The sequence below is a fragment of the Candidatus Avelusimicrobium aviculae genome (assembly GCF_949292495.1).
GTDB lineage: Bacteria > Elusimicrobiota > Elusimicrobia > Elusimicrobiales > Elusimicrobiaceae > Avelusimicrobium > Avelusimicrobium aviculae.
The window spans coordinates 70,577-87,260 of record NZ_CASEZB010000023.1 but is presented as its reverse complement, the minus strand read 5'-3'; the positions used below and the strand labels follow the sequence as shown (position 1 = coordinate 87,260).

The following is a 16,684-nucleotide window of genomic DNA, read 5'->3' as shown; positions in this document are numbered from 1 at the left end:
GTCTTTATTCCCAGCCGATAGCGTCACACAAGCGCGTATCCCCCGTGCAAGTACGGCGTGAAACCTTTCCCCCGCTTAATTGCATGCCTAACGTATACGCCCCCGTTTTGCGCGCGATACTAAGCGTCAGGCTTTCCCCTCCGCCGCTGATACCCACCGTATTAAAATACACCTGTTTGGTTTTATCGGCGCCTTGCCCATAATTGCCGGAAAAACCGGAATAGGTTCCTTCATGAGACATATAAAATCCATTGGCTTGGTCCGCCGCTAAAGTTAAGTTGGTAATGCCTTCCTGCGCGCGGGCCTTTTCCATAGCGGTTTTGTATTTGGGTACGCTTAAAGAAACCAACAGCGCCACAATAATAATAACAATCAACATTTCAATTAAGGTAAAACCTTTATGCATATAAAATCCTCCGTACCGCAATATTATAGCAATTACTTCCATGTTCTTATAGTATAATTCTTTTTGCCCTTAACGCCAGTATTTTTTATAAAATGAGCCTAATGAACGTTAAAAAATTATTTTGGATTTTGTTTCTTCTAAACCTGTTTAATTATATAGACCGGCAGGTGTTGTTTTCCGTTTTTCCTTTACTGCAAACGGATTTGGCTATATCAGACACGCAACTGGGCACGCTGGCCTCTGTATTTATGATTGTATATATGCTCTACGCCCCGCTGGTAGGATACTTTGCGGACCGCACCCAACGCCAAAAATGGATAGGCGCCAGTGCCCTTATTTGGAGCGCGGCCACCTTGGCGTGCGCCTGGGCTAAAAACTACGCGGCTTTATTAATTACCCGGGGGTTTATCGGCATAGGGGAGGCCGGATTTACCACTATCGCCCAGCCCTTTTTGGCGGAAAACTACCCCAAGGAAAAACGAGCCACCGTATTAGCCAGTTTCGCGCTGGCTTTGCCGGCCGGAAGCGCCGTCGGTTATTTGGCGGGCGGATTTGTGGGGCAGCATTGGGGCTGGCGGGCGGCTTTTATGCTGGTGGGCGTTCCCGGCATTTTTTTGGGTCTTTTGGCGCTTACCCAGTTAAAAGACACCTTGCGTTTAACCCAAAACGAACGGGAGCGGGCCCGCACGGTAGATTATTTGGTTTTGCTGCGCAATAAATCTTTTTTGTTTTTATGTCTGGCGCACGCTATGGGAACATTTGCTTTAGGGGGGCTTTCCGCTTGGATGCCCACATACTTCCACCGGTTTTTTGATTTCAGCGTTTCCCACGCCGGGCTGGTGTTTGGCGTGATGGTAGTGGTATGCGGCGCGTTGGGAACGTATTTAGGCGGGCATTTAGCGGATAAATTATTAAAAAGAACCCATCTGGCTTATTTCATTACTATTTTTGGCAGTTTTTTACTAGCCTTTCCATTTGCGGCATTAGGGGTGTATTGTACACAAACCCTATGGGCCGTCGTTTGTTTTTCAGCGGCGGTTGTGTTTATTTTTCTGCCCATGGGGCCCATCAGCGCCGCTATTGTGGCGCTCACCCGCCCGCGGGTGCGATCCATGGCGTTTGCCATTAATATTTTTATTATTCACGCTTTGGGAGACGCCATCTCCCCCGTGCTTTTAGGCCGCGCCTCTGACTTATGGGGTTTAAAAACCGCCGTATTTCTTTGTACGCTGACAGTTGTTCCCGCCTGCATATGTACGGCCCTTTCCGCTACATTTGCAAAAAAGACCGGACATTTAAAAACTTATTATCAACCCGTCAAAGACGTTATCCCCCCTGCAGACACAAACGCTCATTAGTAAAATAAGCGAAATGATTATGCCATATCAACGCATTTCTTAATAGGAGGCGCGAACCATACGCATTTATCAAACCTCTTGCTTATTGAATACCCCCATTTTTTTTGCTATACTTTCCCAGATAATTAGCGGTTATAACCCCAATTATCATCACTACTATTCCTTAATACGAAAAAAGGAGAATTATATGAAGAAATTGTTCTTGATGGCAGGTGCATGCAGTGTTTTGGCGGCCTGCGCTACCCCCAGCACGGAAGTTGGAACGGCTCTTTTCGCCATCACCCAACAACCCATGTTGGTAACAGAATCCGCCGGAACCAAAGTAGGGCGCGCTTGCGCTAAAAATATTTTAGGGTTGTATATTTCTGGCGATATGTCTATAGAAGCCGCTAAAAAGAATGGGAAAATTACCAAAGTATCTTCTGTTGACAAAGACATTAAGAGTTATGCCGTGTATTCTGAAGTGTGCACCGTAGTAAAAGGCTCTTAATTTTGTTCCTTTCATAATCAGGAATTCAGACACAACAAAAAACCGCCCTTACAGGGCGGTTTTTATTGTCTTTAATAATTACTTTACCGCTTCAAAACCGGCGTCTAACGCTTTTTTATTGAGTTCAAGCATTTCCGGCTTGGCGCGCTTGTATACTTTCTTCATGGCGTGAACCACGCTTTCCACGCTTACGGCGCCCGTCAGTTTGCAAAACGCGCCGATAGCCACCAACGTGGCGATGCGGTCCATGCCAATTTTTTCCGCAATTTCATTGCAGGGTACACAGACGGATTTGATATCCGTGCGCGTAGGGCGGGAATTAATCAACGAGCTGTTAACAATCAACAACCCGCCTTTTTTAATAAGCGGCTCAAACTTAGGCAAAGACGGCTCGTTCATAACGATAACCGTATCCGGCGCGGCTACAATGGGGGTATACACTTCCCCGTCAGAAATCACCACGGAACAGTTAGCCGTTCCGCCGCGCATTTCCGGCCCGTAAGAGGGCAGCCAGCTGGCGTTCTTTTTTCCTTCCACGCCCGCCTGGGCCAGCAAAATCCCGGCCGAAACTACACCCTGTCCGCCAAAACCGGCAATTCTAATACCTTGATACATTATTTGGCCCCCTCGTCTTTAAATACGCCCAGCGGGTATTGCGGTATCATTTTGGTACGCACAAATTCCAGCGCCTGCATAGGGGTTGCCCCCCAGTTGGTAGGACATTGGGAAATCACTTCCACCATGGAAAAGCCTACCCCGTTTACCTGGTTTTCAAACGCTTTTTTAATGGCCTGTTTGGCTTTCATTACATTTTGCGCTGAATCTACCGCTACGCGGGCCAAATATTTGGAACCGGTAATCTGGGCCAGCATTTCGCACATATTAATCGGCCAGCCCTGCAGTTTCGGGTCGCGCCCTTTGGGAGCGGTGGTGGCTACCTGGCCCACCAGCGTAGTGGGGGCCATTTGTCCGCCGGTCATACCGTAAATGGCGTTATTAATAAAAATCACGGTGATGTTTTCGCTGCGCACCGCGGCGTGTACAATTTCAGCCATACCAATGGAGGCTAGATCCCCGTCCCCTTGGTAGGAAAAGACAATGGCGCCGGGTTTGGAACGCTTAATCCCCGTGGCAATAGCCGGTCCGCGTCCGTGGGCGCCTTGTACCATATCGCAGGCAAAGTAGCTGTCCGCAAATACGGCGCATCCCACCGGGGCCACGCCGATAATGCGCTGCGCGATATCCAACTCATCAAAAGTTTCCGCCATTAAACGGTGCACAATCCCGTGGCCGCAGCCCGGGCAATAGTGCATGGGTACGTCTAATAAAGATTTGGGTCTTTGGGCAAGAATGGTCATAAATTATTTGCCTCCTTTCCAGTCTCCCTGGATACCCAGGGACGTATCGCGCTTGCATTCATAGCTGAAACCTTCGGCGTGGCGCTGTAAGTCAAATAATCCTTCCGTACCGCCGTTAAGCGCGCTTTTTACGGCGGGCAAAATGGTTCCGCCGTCCGGCTGGCCGCCGGCTGGATAAGCGTTTAAATAAACGGGCTTGGCCCCGTTGAGGGAAAGCTTTACATCCTGCACCAGCTGCCCCAAGCTCTGTTCCACGCACACCACCGCTTTGGCGTTTTTGGCCGCGTCCCGCAACGCTTGAGAAGGGAAAGGCCACAGCGTAATGGGACGGAAAAGCCCCACCTTTAAACCTTCCTCACGGCCTTTTACCACGGCTTCCATGCACGCGCGGGAAGATAAACCATACGCCACTAACAGTACGTCGCAGTCTTCGGTCTGGCGGGATTCAAAACGGGGTTCGGTTTTTTCTATATAACCGTAACGTTTGGCGCGTTCCACCACGTCGGCTATTAAATTATCGCCTTTATAGGAAAAAACATTGTTTTTCTTGCGGCCGTTTTTGTTGATGTCCACCGCCCAGTCAAACTTGCCCAGGGTGTTGGGGTCAACGGGGTCAAAATGAAAAGACATGCTTTCCATCATTTGCCCCAAAATACCATCCGCCAAAATCATGCAGGGCATACGGTATTTTTCGGCCAGTTCAAAAGCCATTTTGGGGAAATTTCCCAACTCTTCCACCGAGTTGGGCGCCAGCACAATAATGTGATAATCCCCATTCCCGCCGCCGCGCGTAGCCTGGAAATAATCCCCCTGCGCTCCGGAAATACTGCCCAAACCCGGGCCGCCGCGCATCACGTTTACAATCAGGCACGGCAAATCCGCGCTGGCTAAATAAGTAATCCCTTCCTGCTTCAGGCTTACCCCCGGAGAGGAAGAAGATGTCATGCTGCGCGTACCGGTAGACGCCGCGCCGTAAACCATATTAATGGCGGCCACTTCGCTTTCCGCCTGTACAAACGCGCCGCCGGCGTCCGCCATGTGGGCGGACATATACTCCGGCACTTCGTTTTGCGGAGTAATGGGATAACCGGCAAAGAAACGGCACCCGGCGCGGATAGCGCCTTCGGCCAAAGCTTCATTGCCTTTTCTTAACGTTTTTTCTGTCATAAAATCCTCTTAAATTGGGTCTTGCGTTATTTGATAACGGTAATGGCCACATCGGGGCAGACCAAGTAGCACATTTTACACCCAATGCAATCTTCGGGTCGTTCTTGCTCGGCCGGGAAATAACCTTTCTTGCTAATTGTTTTGGATTTGCCCAAACATTTTTTGGGACAGGCATTTACGCACAAATAGCATGCTTTGCATTTGTTGGCGTCTACTTCTATTCTTGGCATACAGTCTCCTGTGGGCCCAGGGCTGGCCCGGTTGTTCCCTGATAAATAAAGTATATTTCTTTTATAACTCCATGCGCAATAATACAAAAGGAAGTTTTTGCTAAAATAGTCCTATGAACAAAACACCCGTTTATCAATCTTTATTACAAGCGGTGCGAGCCTTGCTTCAAATGGAACAGGACCCCATTGCCAATGCCGCCAACACGTCCGCATTATTATTTAATACCTTATCCGGTTTAAACTGGGCCGGTTTTTATATTCTGCGGGGCGACACGTTGGTTTTAGGTCCTTTTCAAGGCAAACCCGCCTGTGTGCGCATTCCCCTAGGCAAAGGAGTATGCGGCACCGCCGCGCAAAAACAGCAAACCCTGGTGGTAAAGGACGTGCACGCCTTCCCCGGGCATATTGCCTGCGACGCGGCTTCCAACAGTGAAATTGTCATTCCTATTATTAAAAACGGGAAATTATGGGGCGTGCTGGATATAGACTCTCCCCTCCTGGCCCGCTTTGATGAAACAGACCAACAATTTCTAGAACAACTGGCGCAGCTGTTTGCCCGCAGCAGCGCATTATAAATATTTTTTGTATAGGTAAAACCAAGAAATTTGCCCAACGCAAACAAATTTGGTATTATATGTAGGTAATGCCGAGGTAGCTCAGTGGTAGAGCACTGGTCTGAAAAACCAGGTGTCGACAGTTCGATCCTGTCCCTCGGCATTTCTTTATTCCCGCCCGGCGGGTTTTTTTATGTCTTTTTGCCGCTTTTTTATGAAAAATCCCCGCCGGTAACCCGGCGGGGATTTGAGCAATAAAGATTTTTTAACGCAGCTGCAATAAACCAAAGTGCAAATATTCGGTTTCCGGCATGCCAATTAGCACTGGGTGGTCTTTTGCCTGCCCGCGCAATTCCAACAATACGGCGCGCTTGCCGGATTTGCTGACCCCTTGGCGGATAATATCCACAAAAAGTTCGCGCGAAATATGGTGGGAACAAGTGGAAAAAGCCAAATATCCGCCCGTCTTTAACCCTTCCAGCGCCATTTTTACCAACTTTACGTATAAACCCACCGCCTGCGGAAGGGCCTTGCGGCTTTTTACAAAAGCGGGCGGGTCCAAAAGCACCATATCGGGCTGGTCGGGCAGTTCGCCTTTTTTCATGGCGGAAAGCAGACGTTCGGCATCGTCACGATGGAAAACAGCAACATCTTCCACCCCGTTTAATTTGGCGTTCTTTTGGGCAAACTCCACCGCCACGGCGGAAGAATCGCACCCCCACACTTGGGCGGCGCCCGCCTTGGCCGCGGTAATGCCAAAAGAACCTATATAAGAGTACAAATCCAACACCAATTTATCTTTAAAATAGGGTTTTAAGAATTCACGGTTTTCACGCTGGTCAAAATAAAAACCGGTTTTTTGGCCTACGCGCACAGGCACTTCATACTGAACGCCGTTTTCTTCTATCTGCACCGTTTCCGGCACGTCTCCCACTATATCCGGCGTGCCGCCCAGCCCTTCCAGTGCGCGGAAGGCGCTGTCATTACGAAAGAAAATGCCTTTGGGTTTAAATATTTTTTTGCAGGCGGACACAATTTGCGGTTTTAATTTTTCCATGCCGGCGGTCAATACATCCGCCACCAAGACATCGCCGTAGCGGTCCAGCACCAGGCCGGGCATATTGTCCGCCTCCCCGTAGCACATGCGGCCGTATTTGCGAAGGCCTATTTCCCGCCGGTACGCATAGGCCGTATCCAACGCTTCAAACACAAAATCTTCCGGCAGGTCCCCTTCGCCTTTTTTCAGTAACCGTACGGAAATTAAACTATGCGGATTAAAACAACCTATACCCGCCTGGCGGCCCTCATGGGTCATTACGCGCACCAAAGTACCGGGCTCAATGGAGGTATCCAAACCGTCAATCTCGTTAGAGAAAACCCAATAATGTCCGGCCGCTAACCTTCTTTCTTCTTTTGCTTTGAGTTTAATTTCAATCATACCGTTTCCTTTAAAAATAAATTGCCCGCAATTATTTGTTTAATTTTTCCACATCCGTAAACGGAATTTTGGCGGCGCAGAGGGGGCACTCTTTCGCCGTAAAAGTTTCCATCGGGTACGAGAGCAAGGCCCGCAGCGGAATAGTAAGGGGCAGGTAACCCATGGAGCGGTCCACAATAACGCTGATGCCAAACACATGCGCCCCGGCGGACTGAGCCAGTTCTATCGCCTGGGCCAACTTGCGCCCGCCTACGGTTACATCGTCCACTATTAAAACGCGTTCGCCCGGTTTTAAAACAAAATTATGTTTTAAAACCATTTGGCCTTTTTCATTGCGGGAAGCGAATATGGCGCGCGCTTGGCGCACGCGGGCCACTTCCTGCGCCAAAACAGAGTTGGAAGGCGTAAGCGCCAGTATCACATCAGCCTTTTGGGAAAACTTGTCCGACATGGCCTGCGCAATGCGCTGCGCCAAATGCGGGTGCTGCAACAAAAGGGAGGTTTGTATATACGTTTGGCTGTGGAAGCCGGACGGCATAACAAAATGCCCCTCCATAACGGCACCGTGTTCCTGCAAGAGACATAATACGTCTAAATTATTTCTTGGCATGGAAATCTCCTTTAATAAAATCCCGGTTGGTTTTAAAATCTGTACGCAGGCCGCGCTGCCGGGCGGCCTCTATTTGCGCACCCGTTTGTTTGGCGCGCAGCATCTCCAGCTTGGGTTTAAGCATGGAAGACGACACCTGAAACGCCAGCGCGGGGTTGCCGGATTCGTCCGTCAAGTTTTCCGCCAATGCGCCGGAACGGGAGGTGTTGTTAAACATCGTCCATATAATAATATCAAAATTTTCTTCTACCCAGTTTACCCATCCCTGCACCATGGCGGAAATGGTAGGCCCCTGGGTATAGGCGTTGTTAATGGTCATGTGGCCGCCGGCAAAATCGGCCGATACGGCTAAATCTTCATACGGCACGTCTCTAAGCACTTGGCCCACTTTAAAACTTCCGGCGCGTTCCATGCGGTGCATTAAGATAAACGGGGTAAAGGTGATATTTAGCGCTTTTTGTTCTTCGGCCAATTTTTCCATTTGGTGTATGACCCCGTCCTGCATGCGCGCGTCCAGCGTGCCGTCCAAACGTTTCATGCCGGGCAAAAGGCCTTTAAAATCAAACTCCGCGTAAAAACTGTTGCCGGAAATCACTTCCGATGAAAACGTATCCGCAGACAATGTCCCCGCGAAATTAGGCATAAACTTAGGCAAGCGGTCCCTAAAGTTTTCAAGCCAAGCCAGTTGGCCGGTAACCTTGGGTTTGGCTTTCACGGTTTTGGTGCGGCCGATAACCGTAACAAAATCCTGCACCACTTCAATAAAGGCCATGGGGTCAAAATGTTTTAAATAAATATTGGTGCGTATGCGGCGGTTGGAAGAAGTTAACTTGTTGACCGATAAATTCATTTTTAACGGGATACCGTTAAGCTCCCCGGAAGCGATGTTGGCGTATAAATTGCCCTTGCGGTATGTGCCGGAAAAATCCAATTTATCAAAAACACTCCGGTCCACCGTTACTTTTCCGGAAGTTAAACGGGCATATAAATCCGTAAAGTTTTGGGCGGCGGAAAATTCCCCGCTGGCGCCCTCCACCGGGAAATAATAAAACTCGCCCGATACGTCCTGCAGAGACAAATCCAGCTTGGGAAGGCTCCACTTTCCCTCTTGGCGCAGCAAACGCGCGTCCAGAGAAGTTTTGCCCGTTAATTTATACGGGCTTAACCGGGGATAATTTTTACTCCAGGCGGCCAGGTCCAGCGGATCGGTGGCAAAGGAAATATCCGCCGTCCAAGGGGTTTGGGTAAAATCCGCCTCTGCGGAAGCAGTGATATTTGCATCATCGGCCAATATAAGGGCTTCGCTTAGCTTTAGCAAACGGTAACCGTTAGAGAGAGAACCTTTTAAACGCATGGAAGACTGGGGAAGGTAAAATTCGCCCCAATCATCTTTAAATAAAGACAGGTCTTTTCCTTCAAACGCGGGGATTTGGGCCCGGATGTTAAAATAAGGCGTATATAAATTATCCAAATCCACCGTTAAAGAAACCGGCTTTCTAAAAACAAATACCTGCGCGCGCAAACTGCGCAAGGCAAAATCCTTCCAGTGGAAATTGGCAAAATTAACATGCCCCGTCCCTTTAATATCAATATCGGAAATATTGTCCTGCCACTTGTTGCGCAAGACAAATTCCGCATGGAAACGGGAAAGCTCATTAAAACGCAGGCGTTCAAAATGTAAATTTACACCATAAACGGCATGGCTGGTTTGGTTTTGCAAATCTTTATAGCTAAATACGCCGTCTTTCACCGTCCAGTCTTCCGCGCTGACAGTTAAACTCTCCCCCGAAGAGCTGCGGTACACATGGCTTTGGGCGGAAGATATTTTTACTTCCGGCACGTTATGGCGCCCGTCCTCTCCCCGCACAATGTTAACGCGCGGGCGGTTTAAAGTAACTTCATCAATTACCAATTGGTGGTCCAACAGCGGAAGCAATTTAAAGTGGACAAAAACAGACTCGGCCGATAGCAACGCCTCTCCGTGCGCCACTTCACTGTCTAAGACGGAAAAACCTTTTAATTCCAGCGTATTAAAAAAACGCAAATCCAACGAATTGATAATTACCGGGCGGTTTAGGGCCAATTGCAGCTGGCGGGTGATTTCTTCGCTTAAGTATTGGGCGTTAAAAAATTTAATAAACAATACCCAGCATACCGTCAGCAAACAGAGCAAAAACATAACGGCAAACATGACCGTGCGCAAAGTTAAAACACAACACGCGCCGATAAACCGAAACAGCCAAAATGTTTTTTTTGTTCGTTTCTTTTTTGCCGCCATAGCCCTTCCGCCCGCTATACCGCGTTAGAGATGAGTTCCACTATATAGTTTACTAAAATTCGCCAGGTATTATAGGTTCCGCCCCATACATTTCGCAGGGATTGAAGCAAAGAAACCTGCTCCGGAAACAAAATCTTGCACAAAAGCGCCAAAATAATGATGTTTACCAAGGTAATGGAAATAGCTGAAAAAACTTTTCCCCCCGCCATTTTTAAATCCGGCTGCTGGGCTTCAAATAAAGTTTTAAACGTTTGAATAAAGTGAAAAGCCGTAAAAAAACCCACGCCAAACACAAAAACAAGCCGGTATGGTTCCATATCCCGCCACAAACTAAGCCCGCAATACAACAACCCCAGCAACACCGTATACGCGGGGATAAAATAAGGGGACAGCGCCACAAACGCATTGCATTGGGTTAATTTTACGTATCCGCTGTCTTTGCCTACGTGAATATCCCGTATGCGGCAGCCGCACAGCAGGGCGGCTACGGCGTGGGTCAGTTCATGCCCCAGCACATACATGCGGGAAAAAGTATAAAACCCAAAATGAATGCCGGCATATACCCCTATCCCCAGTAAAAAACACAAAAAAGTTTTAAAATTTCCCAGTCCGGCGTATAATAAGCGCGCGGTTTGCGCCGCCGCAAAAAACAGCGTAGGCAAAAACAAAACGGCCACAACGGTTTTTAAAAAATTATGCATTAGAATTTTTCGTTCCATGCGGGAGTAAGATAACGCTCCCGCTCCAATATAAAAGTTTTTTCCAATAATTCCGCGCCGGCGCCGCGGGCCGCCAGCCGTACGCCAAAACAATTCTCCACCCCGGCGATAACGGCCCTTTTTAAAGCCGGGCTTTGCCGCGCGCCCGGCAACTGCAACGAGCCTTGATATAAAACCGCCCGTTCAAAACGGCGTATGGCACCGCCCAAAATTTTGTGCCCGTCTGCAGACAGCAAATCGTTTTCCACCGGGTTTGCAAAACACACCCCCGCCGCGCCGTTACGGGCTGGCGCATAGGCCAGCGGGTCCGTTTTGCCCCAAGTATGCACAGGCGCTAACGCGCCCAGCGCGTTTTGAATAGCGCCGTGAAGTTTTTCATAAATGGCAGACGGGCGAAGCGCGCTTTCAAACAAACAAGAGAAGGTTAAATCCTCTTCATGAAACACCATGCCCCCGCCTGTCGGGCGGCGCACGCAATCAAAAAACCCTTTGGCGGCCGCCGCCGGTTTTACCAAACCAACGGGCTGGCCGTAGCCAAACGTAACCGCCTTGCCAGGAACCCACCGGTAAAACCGAAGCCACACCCCCCCGCTGTAAAGAGCGGCGCAAACGTCATCAAACGCCATATGCCGGGCCACCGTAAACAAAGGGGTATTTAGCAATACATTCATGTGTATATTTTAGCAGTTATTATGAATAGCAAGCCCATAAAAACGCCGGGCAAATAAAAATTGCCCGGCGCAAAATAACGGCAGAATCCTTATTTCCAGCGCAAGTTGGGCTCGCGCGCGGCAGACACTTCATCAATGCGTTTGACGCATTGGCCGTTCGGGGCCGCTTTGACCGTATCCGGCTGGGCTTGGATTTCTTGATAAATACTTTCCATCGCCCGGATAAACGCGTCCAGCATGTCTTTATTTTCCGTTTCCGTAGGCTCTATCATCAACGCTTCCGGCACAATTAACGGGAAATAAATGGTAGGCGCGTAAAAACCATAATCCAGCAGGCGTTTGGCTACGTCCGTGGTGTGTACGCCGTTCATTTGGGCGGGAACGGTTTGCAAAACGCACTCGTGCATGCAAACGCGGTCAAAAAACGCCGGGAATTTATCTTTCAGGCAAACGCGCACATAGTTGGCGTTTAGTATGGCTTTTTCGGCAATATTTTTTAACGTATTTCCGTCATGCTGGCGCAAATACGCGTACGCGCGCAAACATACGCCGATATTGCCGTAAAACGCTTTCATGCGGCCCAAACTTTTGGGCATTTTGCCCTGCAAGGTGTATTTGCCGTTTTTCTCCGTTACAATGGGCTTGGGAAGAAACGGCGCCACATGCGCGGCCGCTCCCACCGGGCCGGAGCCGGGCCCGCCGCCGCCATGCGGGGCGGCAAACGTTTTGTGCAGGTTAAAATGCAGCAAATCCACGCCGAAATCAGCCGGCTTGGCCAAACCCAAAAGCGCGTTAAAGTTGGCCCCGTCCATATACAAAAGCGCCCCCGCCGCGTGCACCATGCGGGCAATTTCCACAATATCTTTTTCAAACAGGCCCACCGTGTTGGGAACGGTAAGCATCACAACGGCCGTACGTTCGCTTAGGGCGCAAGACAAGGCTTCTTTGTTTACGCAGCCGTCCGGGCCGGACTGTATGTTAATAACCGTAAACCCGCCCATATTGGCGGTGGCGGGGTTGGTGCCGTGGGCCGTATCGGGCACGATGACTTCCGTGCGTTTTTTGTCTTTGCGCGCGGCATGATAGGCTTTGGCCGTCATAATGCCAGTTAATTCCCCATGGGCTCCGGCGGCGGGCTGTAATGTAAAAGCGGACAAGCCGGTAATTTCTTTTAGCATTTCCTGCAAGCCATACATCATTTTCAGCGTACCCTGTACGCCGCTTTCCGGCGTGAAAGGATGCGCTCCGGCAAAGCTTTCCAACGCGGTGAAAGCGTCGTAGGCTTTGGGGTTGTATTTCATGGTGCAAGACCCCAGCGGATAAAAGCGGCTGTCTAAACAATAATTTTTTTCAGACAGGGCGGTAAAATGGCGCACGGCGTCAAATTCGCTCAGTTCCGGCAGTTTGGGCGCGGAAGGGCGAAGCATATCCTGCGGCAAATAAGTCTGGGCGGGTTTTTGCGCTTTTTCCACCCGCACGCCGCGGCGGCCGGGGCGGGATTTTTCTATAGACAGCATATTGGTTTGCCATATTTCCTGCATATTAAATCCCCCTCAGCGCGTCGGCAAAATGTTGCAAGTCTTGCACGGTTTTGGTTTCGGTGGCGCATAAAAGCAGGCAGTCCGCCAAGTCTTTTTGTTCCAGCGCGTATACGCCAAAACCTTTTTTGGCTAATTTTTGTACGGCTTTCTTAGCCGGGAACGGGCACTGCAGCACAAACTCGTTAAAAAACGGGCCGGTGAATTTTAATTTGTATCCGTCTATATTAGAAACCAAATCCGCCAGCTGGTGGGCGCGGTCCACATTCAGCTCCGCCGTTTCTTTTAGCCCCTGCGGCCCCAGCAAAGTTAAATAGATAAGCGCATTCAGCGCGCAAAGCGCCTCGTTGGAACAAATGTTGGAAGCCGCTTTTTCACGCCTAATATGCTGCTCGCGCGCTTGCAGGGTAAGCACAAAAGCGCGTTTGCCGTCTTTGTCTTTTGCCATGCCCACAATGCGCCCCGGCATTTGGCGTTTGTAAGCTTCTTTGCAGGCAAACAAACCCAGCCCCGGCCCGCCAAAATGCATGGCGTTGCCAAAAGGCTGCCCTTCGCCCACGGCAAAGTCCGCCCCGTAGGAACCGGGCGTACGCAACAGGCCCAGGCTCATGGCTTGAAATACATACACAAACAAAGCTCCCTTGGCGTGGGCCAGTTCACCCAGCCGCTGGGCGTCTTCCAACTGACCGTAAAAATTGGGGTTGGCCAGCACCAGGCAGGAAGTTTGCTCATCCAGCAGTGTCTGCGCGGACTGTACGTCCAGCGTGCCGTTTACGCAAGGGACTTCCCGCACGCTTACCTGCGGGAAATGCTGCAAATACGTGTGCAACACTTCTTTATAATGCGGGTGAAGCGCCGCGCTGATTAACACTTTCTGCCGGTTGTTAATGCGCACGCAGGCCAGCACGGCTTCCGCCATGGCGGTGGCGCCGTCATAATGGGAAGCGTTGCTTACGTCCATATCCGTTAACGCACAAACGCAGCTTTGAAACTCATAAATGGTTTGCAGAGTGCCTTGGCTGGCTTCGGCCTGGTAGGGGGTGTAGGCGGTTAAAAATTCCCCGCGGGAACTTAAGGCGTTTACCGCGGCCGGGATAAAATGTTCATAGCACCCGGCGCCGATAAAATTTTTAAGCGGCTTATTGAGCGCCCCTAATTCTTTTATATGGGCGGTAAGCTGCGCCTCAGTCAGGGCTTGGGGCAGGTTAAAATGGGGATAAACCAAATCCTGCGGGATATTAAGCAACTCCCGCACGGACGATGCGCCTATGCGGGCAAGCATTTCTTTTTCTTCGGTTGGAGTATGTGGGATAAACATAAAACCTCTGTTAGTAAAAACCCCCGCTTGCGGCGGGGGAATTTAAAAGGCCGCAACCATTATTTTTGGATAGTGGCTTGGTAAGCGGAAAGGTCCATCAGCGCTTCATAATCGGCCGGGGCCGTCATCTTAATCTTAAACAACCAGCCGCCGGCGTGCGGTTCACGGTTAACCAGGCCCGGGTCATTATTCAGCGCGGTGTTGACTTCAATTACTTCCCCGCTGACAGGGGCGTAAATTTCCGAGGCGGATTTAACGGACTCAATCACACAGCAGTTCTGCCCCGCGGTTACCTGCTGGCCCACTTTAGGCAAATCCACAAAAACAATATCGCTGATTTCTTCCTGCGCGTGGTTGCTGATGCCCACGGTGGCAATGTCCCCTTCCATATGGGCCCATTCATGGGTTTTGGCGTAACGGCTGTTTTCTGCATTATGCATATAAAGGTTCCTCCCTGATACTACACTCTGTTTTTATAAAACGGCGTTTTGGTTACTGCCGCCGGTATACGGCGGGAGTGGATTTCTATTTCCACCTGCGCACCGGGCGTTAAGCCCGCCTGCGCGTAGCCAACGGCAATCCCTTTAAACAACGGGGAAAAGGTGCCGCTGGTTACAAAACCTATTTCTTGTCCTTCATAAAAAATCTTGCACCCGTGGCGGGGCACGCCCGCGCCTTTTAGTTCAAAAGCGGTTAATTTTTGTTTAACGCCTTGGGCTTTTTGCTTTTCCAAGGAAGGCTTGCCGATAAAATCCTCTTTGTTTAATTTTACCACCCAGCCGCAAGCCGCTTCGTACGGGGTGCGTGTTTGGTCCGCGTCCTGGCCGTTAAGCAGGTAGCCGGCTTCCAAGCGAAGTACGTCCCGCGCGCCCAAACCGCACGGCGTTACCCCGGCCGCCAGCAGCGCGTCCCACAGTTTTACAATGGCCGCGGGGCTAAGCATAATTTCGGCCCCGTCCTCGCCCGTGTAACCGGTGCGGGTGACGTAGCCTTCTTCCCCAAACAGCTGCACTTTTTGTATGTGAAACCGCGGCAGCGCGCCAATGCCGGGCAAAAGGGTTTCCAGCTTTTCCAGCGCTTGCGGCCCTTGCAGGGCGATCATGCCGTAGCGGTCGCTCGCGTCCGTAACGGTTACGTGAAAGCGGGCGGATTGTTTTTGCATCCAGTCAAAATCTTCCTGGCGGCAGGCGGCGTTCACCACAATTAAAAATTTTTCCGCATCCAGGCAAAAAGTAATCATGTCATCTATAATGGTTCCCTGCGGGGTAAGCATATGCGTATAGGTACCGGCGGACGGGTCTTTCTTGATATTGTTGCAGGTAATATATTGCACAAAGGGGTAGGCGTCTTTGCCTTCCACCCAAATTTGCCCCATGTGGGACACGTCAAACATGCCGGCGGCTTCCCGCACGGCTTTATGTTCGGCAATAATGCTTTGAAACTGCACCGGCAGCAGCCAGCCGTGGAAATCCACCATGCGCCCGCCCGCTTGGCAGCAGGCGTTATAAAGCGGAGTGGTTTTTAAATCGTTTGTCACAAAAGGGCCTCCAAAGTATATGTTCATTGTATAAAATTTAACCGTTTTTTATACAATATACATATGGCAGATACACAAAGCGTAATCAGCGACGTAAAATTATTTATAGAACGCCTGAAAAAGGAACTTCCGGAAGTGTTTTCAACCCCCTCCGGCCCGGCAGAGGGCAGCGGCCCCGCGCCTGAAAACCGCGTATTGTATAACGGGGATTTGTACCAAGCCCGCATGTACCTGACGCCGGACCAGGAAGAAGGAGTGGCTTTTGACGGGGAAATCTTTCACGTTTATCTGCAAAGCAAAACGGCCGACCCCAGCGCCTTGGTTACCCAGTGGCTGAGGGACAAAGCCGGCGAAACCCTGCGCCAAAAAACCCAGCAATGGGCTGAAAAAATGGGCGTAGAATACAACAACATTACCATTAAGGACCAACGCACGCTGTGGGCCAGCTGCTCCGGTAAGAAAAACATCAATTATTCTTACCGCATTATCAAAATGCCGCTGGCGGTGCAGGATTATTTAATCGTGCATGAACTTTCCCACCTGGTGCATATGAACCACGGGCAGGAATACTGGCAGCTGGTAGCCCAATACTGCCCCGATTACAACCACCACCGCAAATGGCTAAATGAAAACAAAGGCTCCATTTTTGCCGACGTGGAACTGACTTACCGGGAAGAAGAGGAAGATAAACCCGCCGCACAAACGCCCGCACAAGAGGAGCAACCGGCGCAAGGGGCTTCGTCCCCGGAAACGGAACAAACCCCCGCGCAAGAGGCCCCGCAGGCAAACGAGTCCCCAACACAAGGGCAGGCCGCCAAAGAAGAACAAAACTAGCCGTTTTGTCCATTTAATAAACCCCGTCTTGGACGGGGTTTTTATTTAGCGGATAAAAACCCTGCTCCAAACGGGAAAACGCTGATAATAAAACCGCGCTACACCCTGCCCGGTGTAGCGCGAATTTTCTTTTCTGCACACGCTAGGAGACTATGCCGCGTGTTCAACAAAAGCAAGC

At 50.3% G+C, this 16,684-nt stretch carries 18 protein-coding genes and 1 tRNA gene; 5 read left to right on the top strand and 14 right to left on the bottom strand.

Annotated features, from left to right (window positions below; genetic code table 11):
- Positions 1–4: 4 nt before the first annotated feature.
- The gene (locus tag ACQY33_RS05765) at positions 5–406 is read right to left on the bottom strand and encodes a type IV pilin protein (protein ID WP_428074820.1); all 402 of its coding nucleotides are present in this window, start codon (positions 404–406) and stop codon (positions 5–7) included.
- Between the two features lie 101 nt (positions 407–507).
- Here ACQY33_RS05765 and ACQY33_RS05760 point away from each other — a divergent pair, with 101 nt between their 5' ends.
- Both ACQY33_RS05760 and ACQY33_RS05755 read left to right on the top strand, forming a co-directional pair.
- Positions 508–1,764, top strand: coding sequence for a spinster family MFS transporter (locus tag ACQY33_RS05760; protein WP_428074819.1), 1,257 nt, complete (start codon positions 508–510; stop codon positions 1,762–1,764).
- A gap of 187 nt (positions 1,765–1,951) precedes the next feature.
- Complete coding sequence (locus tag ACQY33_RS05755; RefSeq protein ID WP_428074818.1) at positions 1,952–2,254, top strand: TRL-like family protein; 303 nt, start codon at positions 1,952–1,954, stop codon at positions 2,252–2,254.
- 78 nt (positions 2,255–2,332) lie between these two features.
- Here the strand turns inward: ACQY33_RS05755 and ACQY33_RS05750 are convergent, their stop codons facing one another.
- The 4 genes from ACQY33_RS05750 to ACQY33_RS05735 are packed head-to-tail and all read right to left on the bottom strand — an operon-like array spanning position 2,333 to position 5,009.
- Positions 2,333–2,869, bottom strand: a complete 537-nt coding sequence (locus ACQY33_RS05750) for a 2-oxoacid:acceptor oxidoreductase family protein (RefSeq protein ID WP_428074816.1) — start codon at positions 2,867–2,869, stop codon at positions 2,333–2,335.
- Positions 2,869–3,612, bottom strand: coding sequence for a thiamine pyrophosphate-dependent enzyme (locus ACQY33_RS05745; protein ID WP_428074814.1), 744 nt, complete (start codon positions 3,610–3,612; stop codon positions 2,869–2,871). The genes ACQY33_RS05750 and ACQY33_RS05745 overlap by 1 nt, the downstream gene beginning before the upstream one ends.
- Before the next feature lie 3 nt (positions 3,613–3,615).
- Positions 3,616–4,779 (bottom strand): 3-methyl-2-oxobutanoate dehydrogenase subunit VorB, encoded by a 1,164-nt coding sequence (gene vorB, locus ACQY33_RS05740; protein WP_428074812.1) that lies wholly within the window; start codon positions 4,777–4,779, stop codon positions 3,616–3,618.
- Between the two features lie 26 nt (positions 4,780–4,805).
- Positions 4,806–5,009 carry a 4Fe-4S dicluster domain-containing protein gene (locus tag ACQY33_RS05735; protein ID WP_428074810.1) on the bottom strand — a complete coding sequence of 68 codons (204 nt, stop codon included), beginning with the start codon at positions 5,007–5,009 and terminating at the stop codon, positions 4,806–4,808.
- A gap of 113 nt (positions 5,010–5,122) precedes the next feature.
- Here ACQY33_RS05735 and ACQY33_RS05730 point away from each other — a divergent pair, with 113 nt between their 5' ends.
- A complete protein-coding gene (locus ACQY33_RS05730; RefSeq protein WP_428074808.1) occupies positions 5,123–5,584 on the top strand; it encodes a GAF domain-containing protein in 462 nt (153 codons plus the stop codon).
- 70 nt (positions 5,585–5,654) lie between these two features.
- Positions 5,655–5,726: transfer RNA gene (locus ACQY33_RS05725), tRNA-Phe, on the top strand.
- A gap of 102 nt (positions 5,727–5,828) precedes the next feature.
- On the opposite strand, the gene ACQY33_RS05720 is transcribed toward ACQY33_RS05725, so the two are convergent.
- The 9 genes from ACQY33_RS05720 to gcvT all read right to left on the bottom strand — a co-directional run bounded on the left by ACQY33_RS05720 (position 5,829) and on the right by gcvT (position 15,672).
- Positions 5,829–7,001: a class I SAM-dependent rRNA methyltransferase gene (locus tag ACQY33_RS05720; protein WP_428074806.1), complete on the bottom strand. Its 1,173-nt coding sequence runs from the start codon at positions 6,999–7,001 to the stop codon at positions 5,829–5,831.
- Between the two features lie 31 nt (positions 7,002–7,032).
- Complete coding sequence (locus ACQY33_RS05715) at positions 7,033–7,611, bottom strand: phosphoribosyltransferase family protein (RefSeq protein ID WP_428074804.1); 579 nt, start codon at positions 7,609–7,611, stop codon at positions 7,033–7,035.
- Positions 7,598–9,889, bottom strand: coding sequence for an AsmA family protein (locus ACQY33_RS05710; protein ID WP_428074802.1), 2,292 nt, complete (start codon positions 9,887–9,889; stop codon positions 7,598–7,600). Before ACQY33_RS05710 ends, ACQY33_RS05715 begins: the two co-directional genes overlap by 14 nt.
- Before the next feature lie 14 nt (positions 9,890–9,903).
- Positions 9,904–10,590, bottom strand: a complete 687-nt coding sequence (locus tag ACQY33_RS05705) for a hypothetical protein (RefSeq protein WP_428074800.1) — start codon at positions 10,588–10,590, stop codon at positions 9,904–9,906.
- Positions 10,590–11,279: a lipoyl protein ligase domain-containing protein gene (locus ACQY33_RS05700; protein ID WP_428074798.1), complete on the bottom strand. Its 690-nt coding sequence runs from the start codon at positions 11,277–11,279 to the stop codon at positions 10,590–10,592. Before ACQY33_RS05700 ends, ACQY33_RS05705 begins: the two co-directional genes overlap by 1 nt.
- 89 nt (positions 11,280–11,368) lie before the next feature.
- On the bottom strand, positions 11,369–12,820 hold the full coding sequence (gcvPB, locus tag ACQY33_RS05695) for an aminomethyl-transferring glycine dehydrogenase subunit GcvPB (RefSeq protein ID WP_428074796.1): 1,452 nt from the start codon (positions 12,818–12,820) through the stop codon (positions 11,369–11,371).
- A 1-nt stretch (position 12,821) separates the two neighbouring features.
- Positions 12,822–14,135 carry an aminomethyl-transferring glycine dehydrogenase subunit GcvPA gene (gcvPA, locus tag ACQY33_RS05690; protein ID WP_428074795.1) on the bottom strand — a complete coding sequence of 438 codons (1,314 nt, stop codon included), beginning with the start codon at positions 14,133–14,135 and terminating at the stop codon, positions 12,822–12,824.
- Between the two features lie 59 nt (positions 14,136–14,194).
- Entirely contained in the window at positions 14,195–14,575 is a 381-nt protein-coding gene (gene gcvH / locus ACQY33_RS05685) for a glycine cleavage system protein GcvH (RefSeq protein ID WP_428074793.1), read from the bottom strand.
- A gap of 20 nt (positions 14,576–14,595) precedes the next feature.
- Positions 14,596–15,672: a glycine cleavage system aminomethyltransferase GcvT gene (gene gcvT / locus ACQY33_RS05680; RefSeq protein WP_428074791.1), complete on the bottom strand. Its 1,077-nt coding sequence runs from the start codon at positions 15,670–15,672 to the stop codon at positions 14,596–14,598.
- Positions 15,673–15,735: 63 nt separating this feature from the next.
- On the opposite strand from gcvT, the gene ACQY33_RS05675 reads away from it, so the two are divergent.
- On the top strand, positions 15,736–16,506 hold the full coding sequence (locus ACQY33_RS05675; protein WP_428074789.1) for a M48 family metallopeptidase: 771 nt from the start codon (positions 15,736–15,738) through the stop codon (positions 16,504–16,506).
- The last annotated feature ends 178 nt before the right edge of the window (positions 16,507–16,684 follow it).

Coding starts and splice junctions, on each gene's coding strand:
- ACQY33_RS05765 (WP_428074820.1), bottom strand. CDS start 406: ATGCATAAAGGTTTTACCTTAATTGAAATGTTGATTGTTATTATTATT.
- ACQY33_RS05760 (WP_428074819.1), top strand. CDS start 508: ATGAACGTTAAAAAATTATTTTGGATTTTGTTTCTTCTAAACCTGTTT.
- ACQY33_RS05755 (WP_428074818.1), top strand. CDS start 1,952: ATGAAGAAATTGTTCTTGATGGCAGGTGCATGCAGTGTTTTGGCGGCC.
- ACQY33_RS05750 (WP_428074816.1), bottom strand. CDS start 2,869: ATGTATCAAGGTATTAGAATTGCCGGTTTTGGCGGACAGGGTGTAGTT.
- ACQY33_RS05745 (WP_428074814.1), bottom strand. CDS start 3,612: ATGACCATTCTTGCCCAAAGACCCAAATCTTTATTAGACGTACCCATG.
- vorB (WP_428074812.1), bottom strand. CDS start 4,779: ATGACAGAAAAAACGTTAAGAAAAGGCAATGAAGCTTTGGCCGAAGGC.
- ACQY33_RS05735 (WP_428074810.1), bottom strand. CDS start 5,009: ATGCCAAGAATAGAAGTAGACGCCAACAAATGCAAAGCATGCTATTTG.
- ACQY33_RS05730 (WP_428074808.1), top strand. CDS start 5,123: ATGAACAAAACACCCGTTTATCAATCTTTATTACAAGCGGTGCGAGCC.
- ACQY33_RS05720 (WP_428074806.1), bottom strand. CDS start 7,001: ATGATTGAAATTAAACTCAAAGCAAAAGAAGAAAGAAGGTTAGCGGCC.
- ACQY33_RS05715 (WP_428074804.1), bottom strand. CDS start 7,611: ATGCCAAGAAATAATTTAGACGTATTATGTCTCTTGCAGGAACACGGT.
- ACQY33_RS05710 (WP_428074802.1), bottom strand. CDS start 9,889: ATGGCGGCAAAAAAGAAACGAACAAAAAAAACATTTTGGCTGTTTCGG.
- ACQY33_RS05705 (WP_428074800.1), bottom strand. CDS start 10,590: ATGCATAATTTTTTAAAAACCGTTGTGGCCGTTTTGTTTTTGCCTACG.
- ACQY33_RS05700 (WP_428074798.1), bottom strand. CDS start 11,279: ATGAATGTATTGCTAAATACCCCTTTGTTTACGGTGGCCCGGCATATG.
- gcvPB (WP_428074796.1), bottom strand. CDS start 12,820: ATGCAGGAAATATGGCAAACCAATATGCTGTCTATAGAAAAATCCCGC.
- gcvPA (WP_428074795.1), bottom strand. CDS start 14,135: ATGTTTATCCCACATACTCCAACCGAAGAAAAAGAAATGCTTGCCCGC.
- gcvH (WP_428074793.1), bottom strand. CDS start 14,575: ATGCATAATGCAGAAAACAGCCGTTACGCCAAAACCCATGAATGGGCC.
- ACQY33_RS05675 (WP_428074789.1), top strand. CDS start 15,736: ATGGCAGATACACAAAGCGTAATCAGCGACGTAAAATTATTTATAGAA.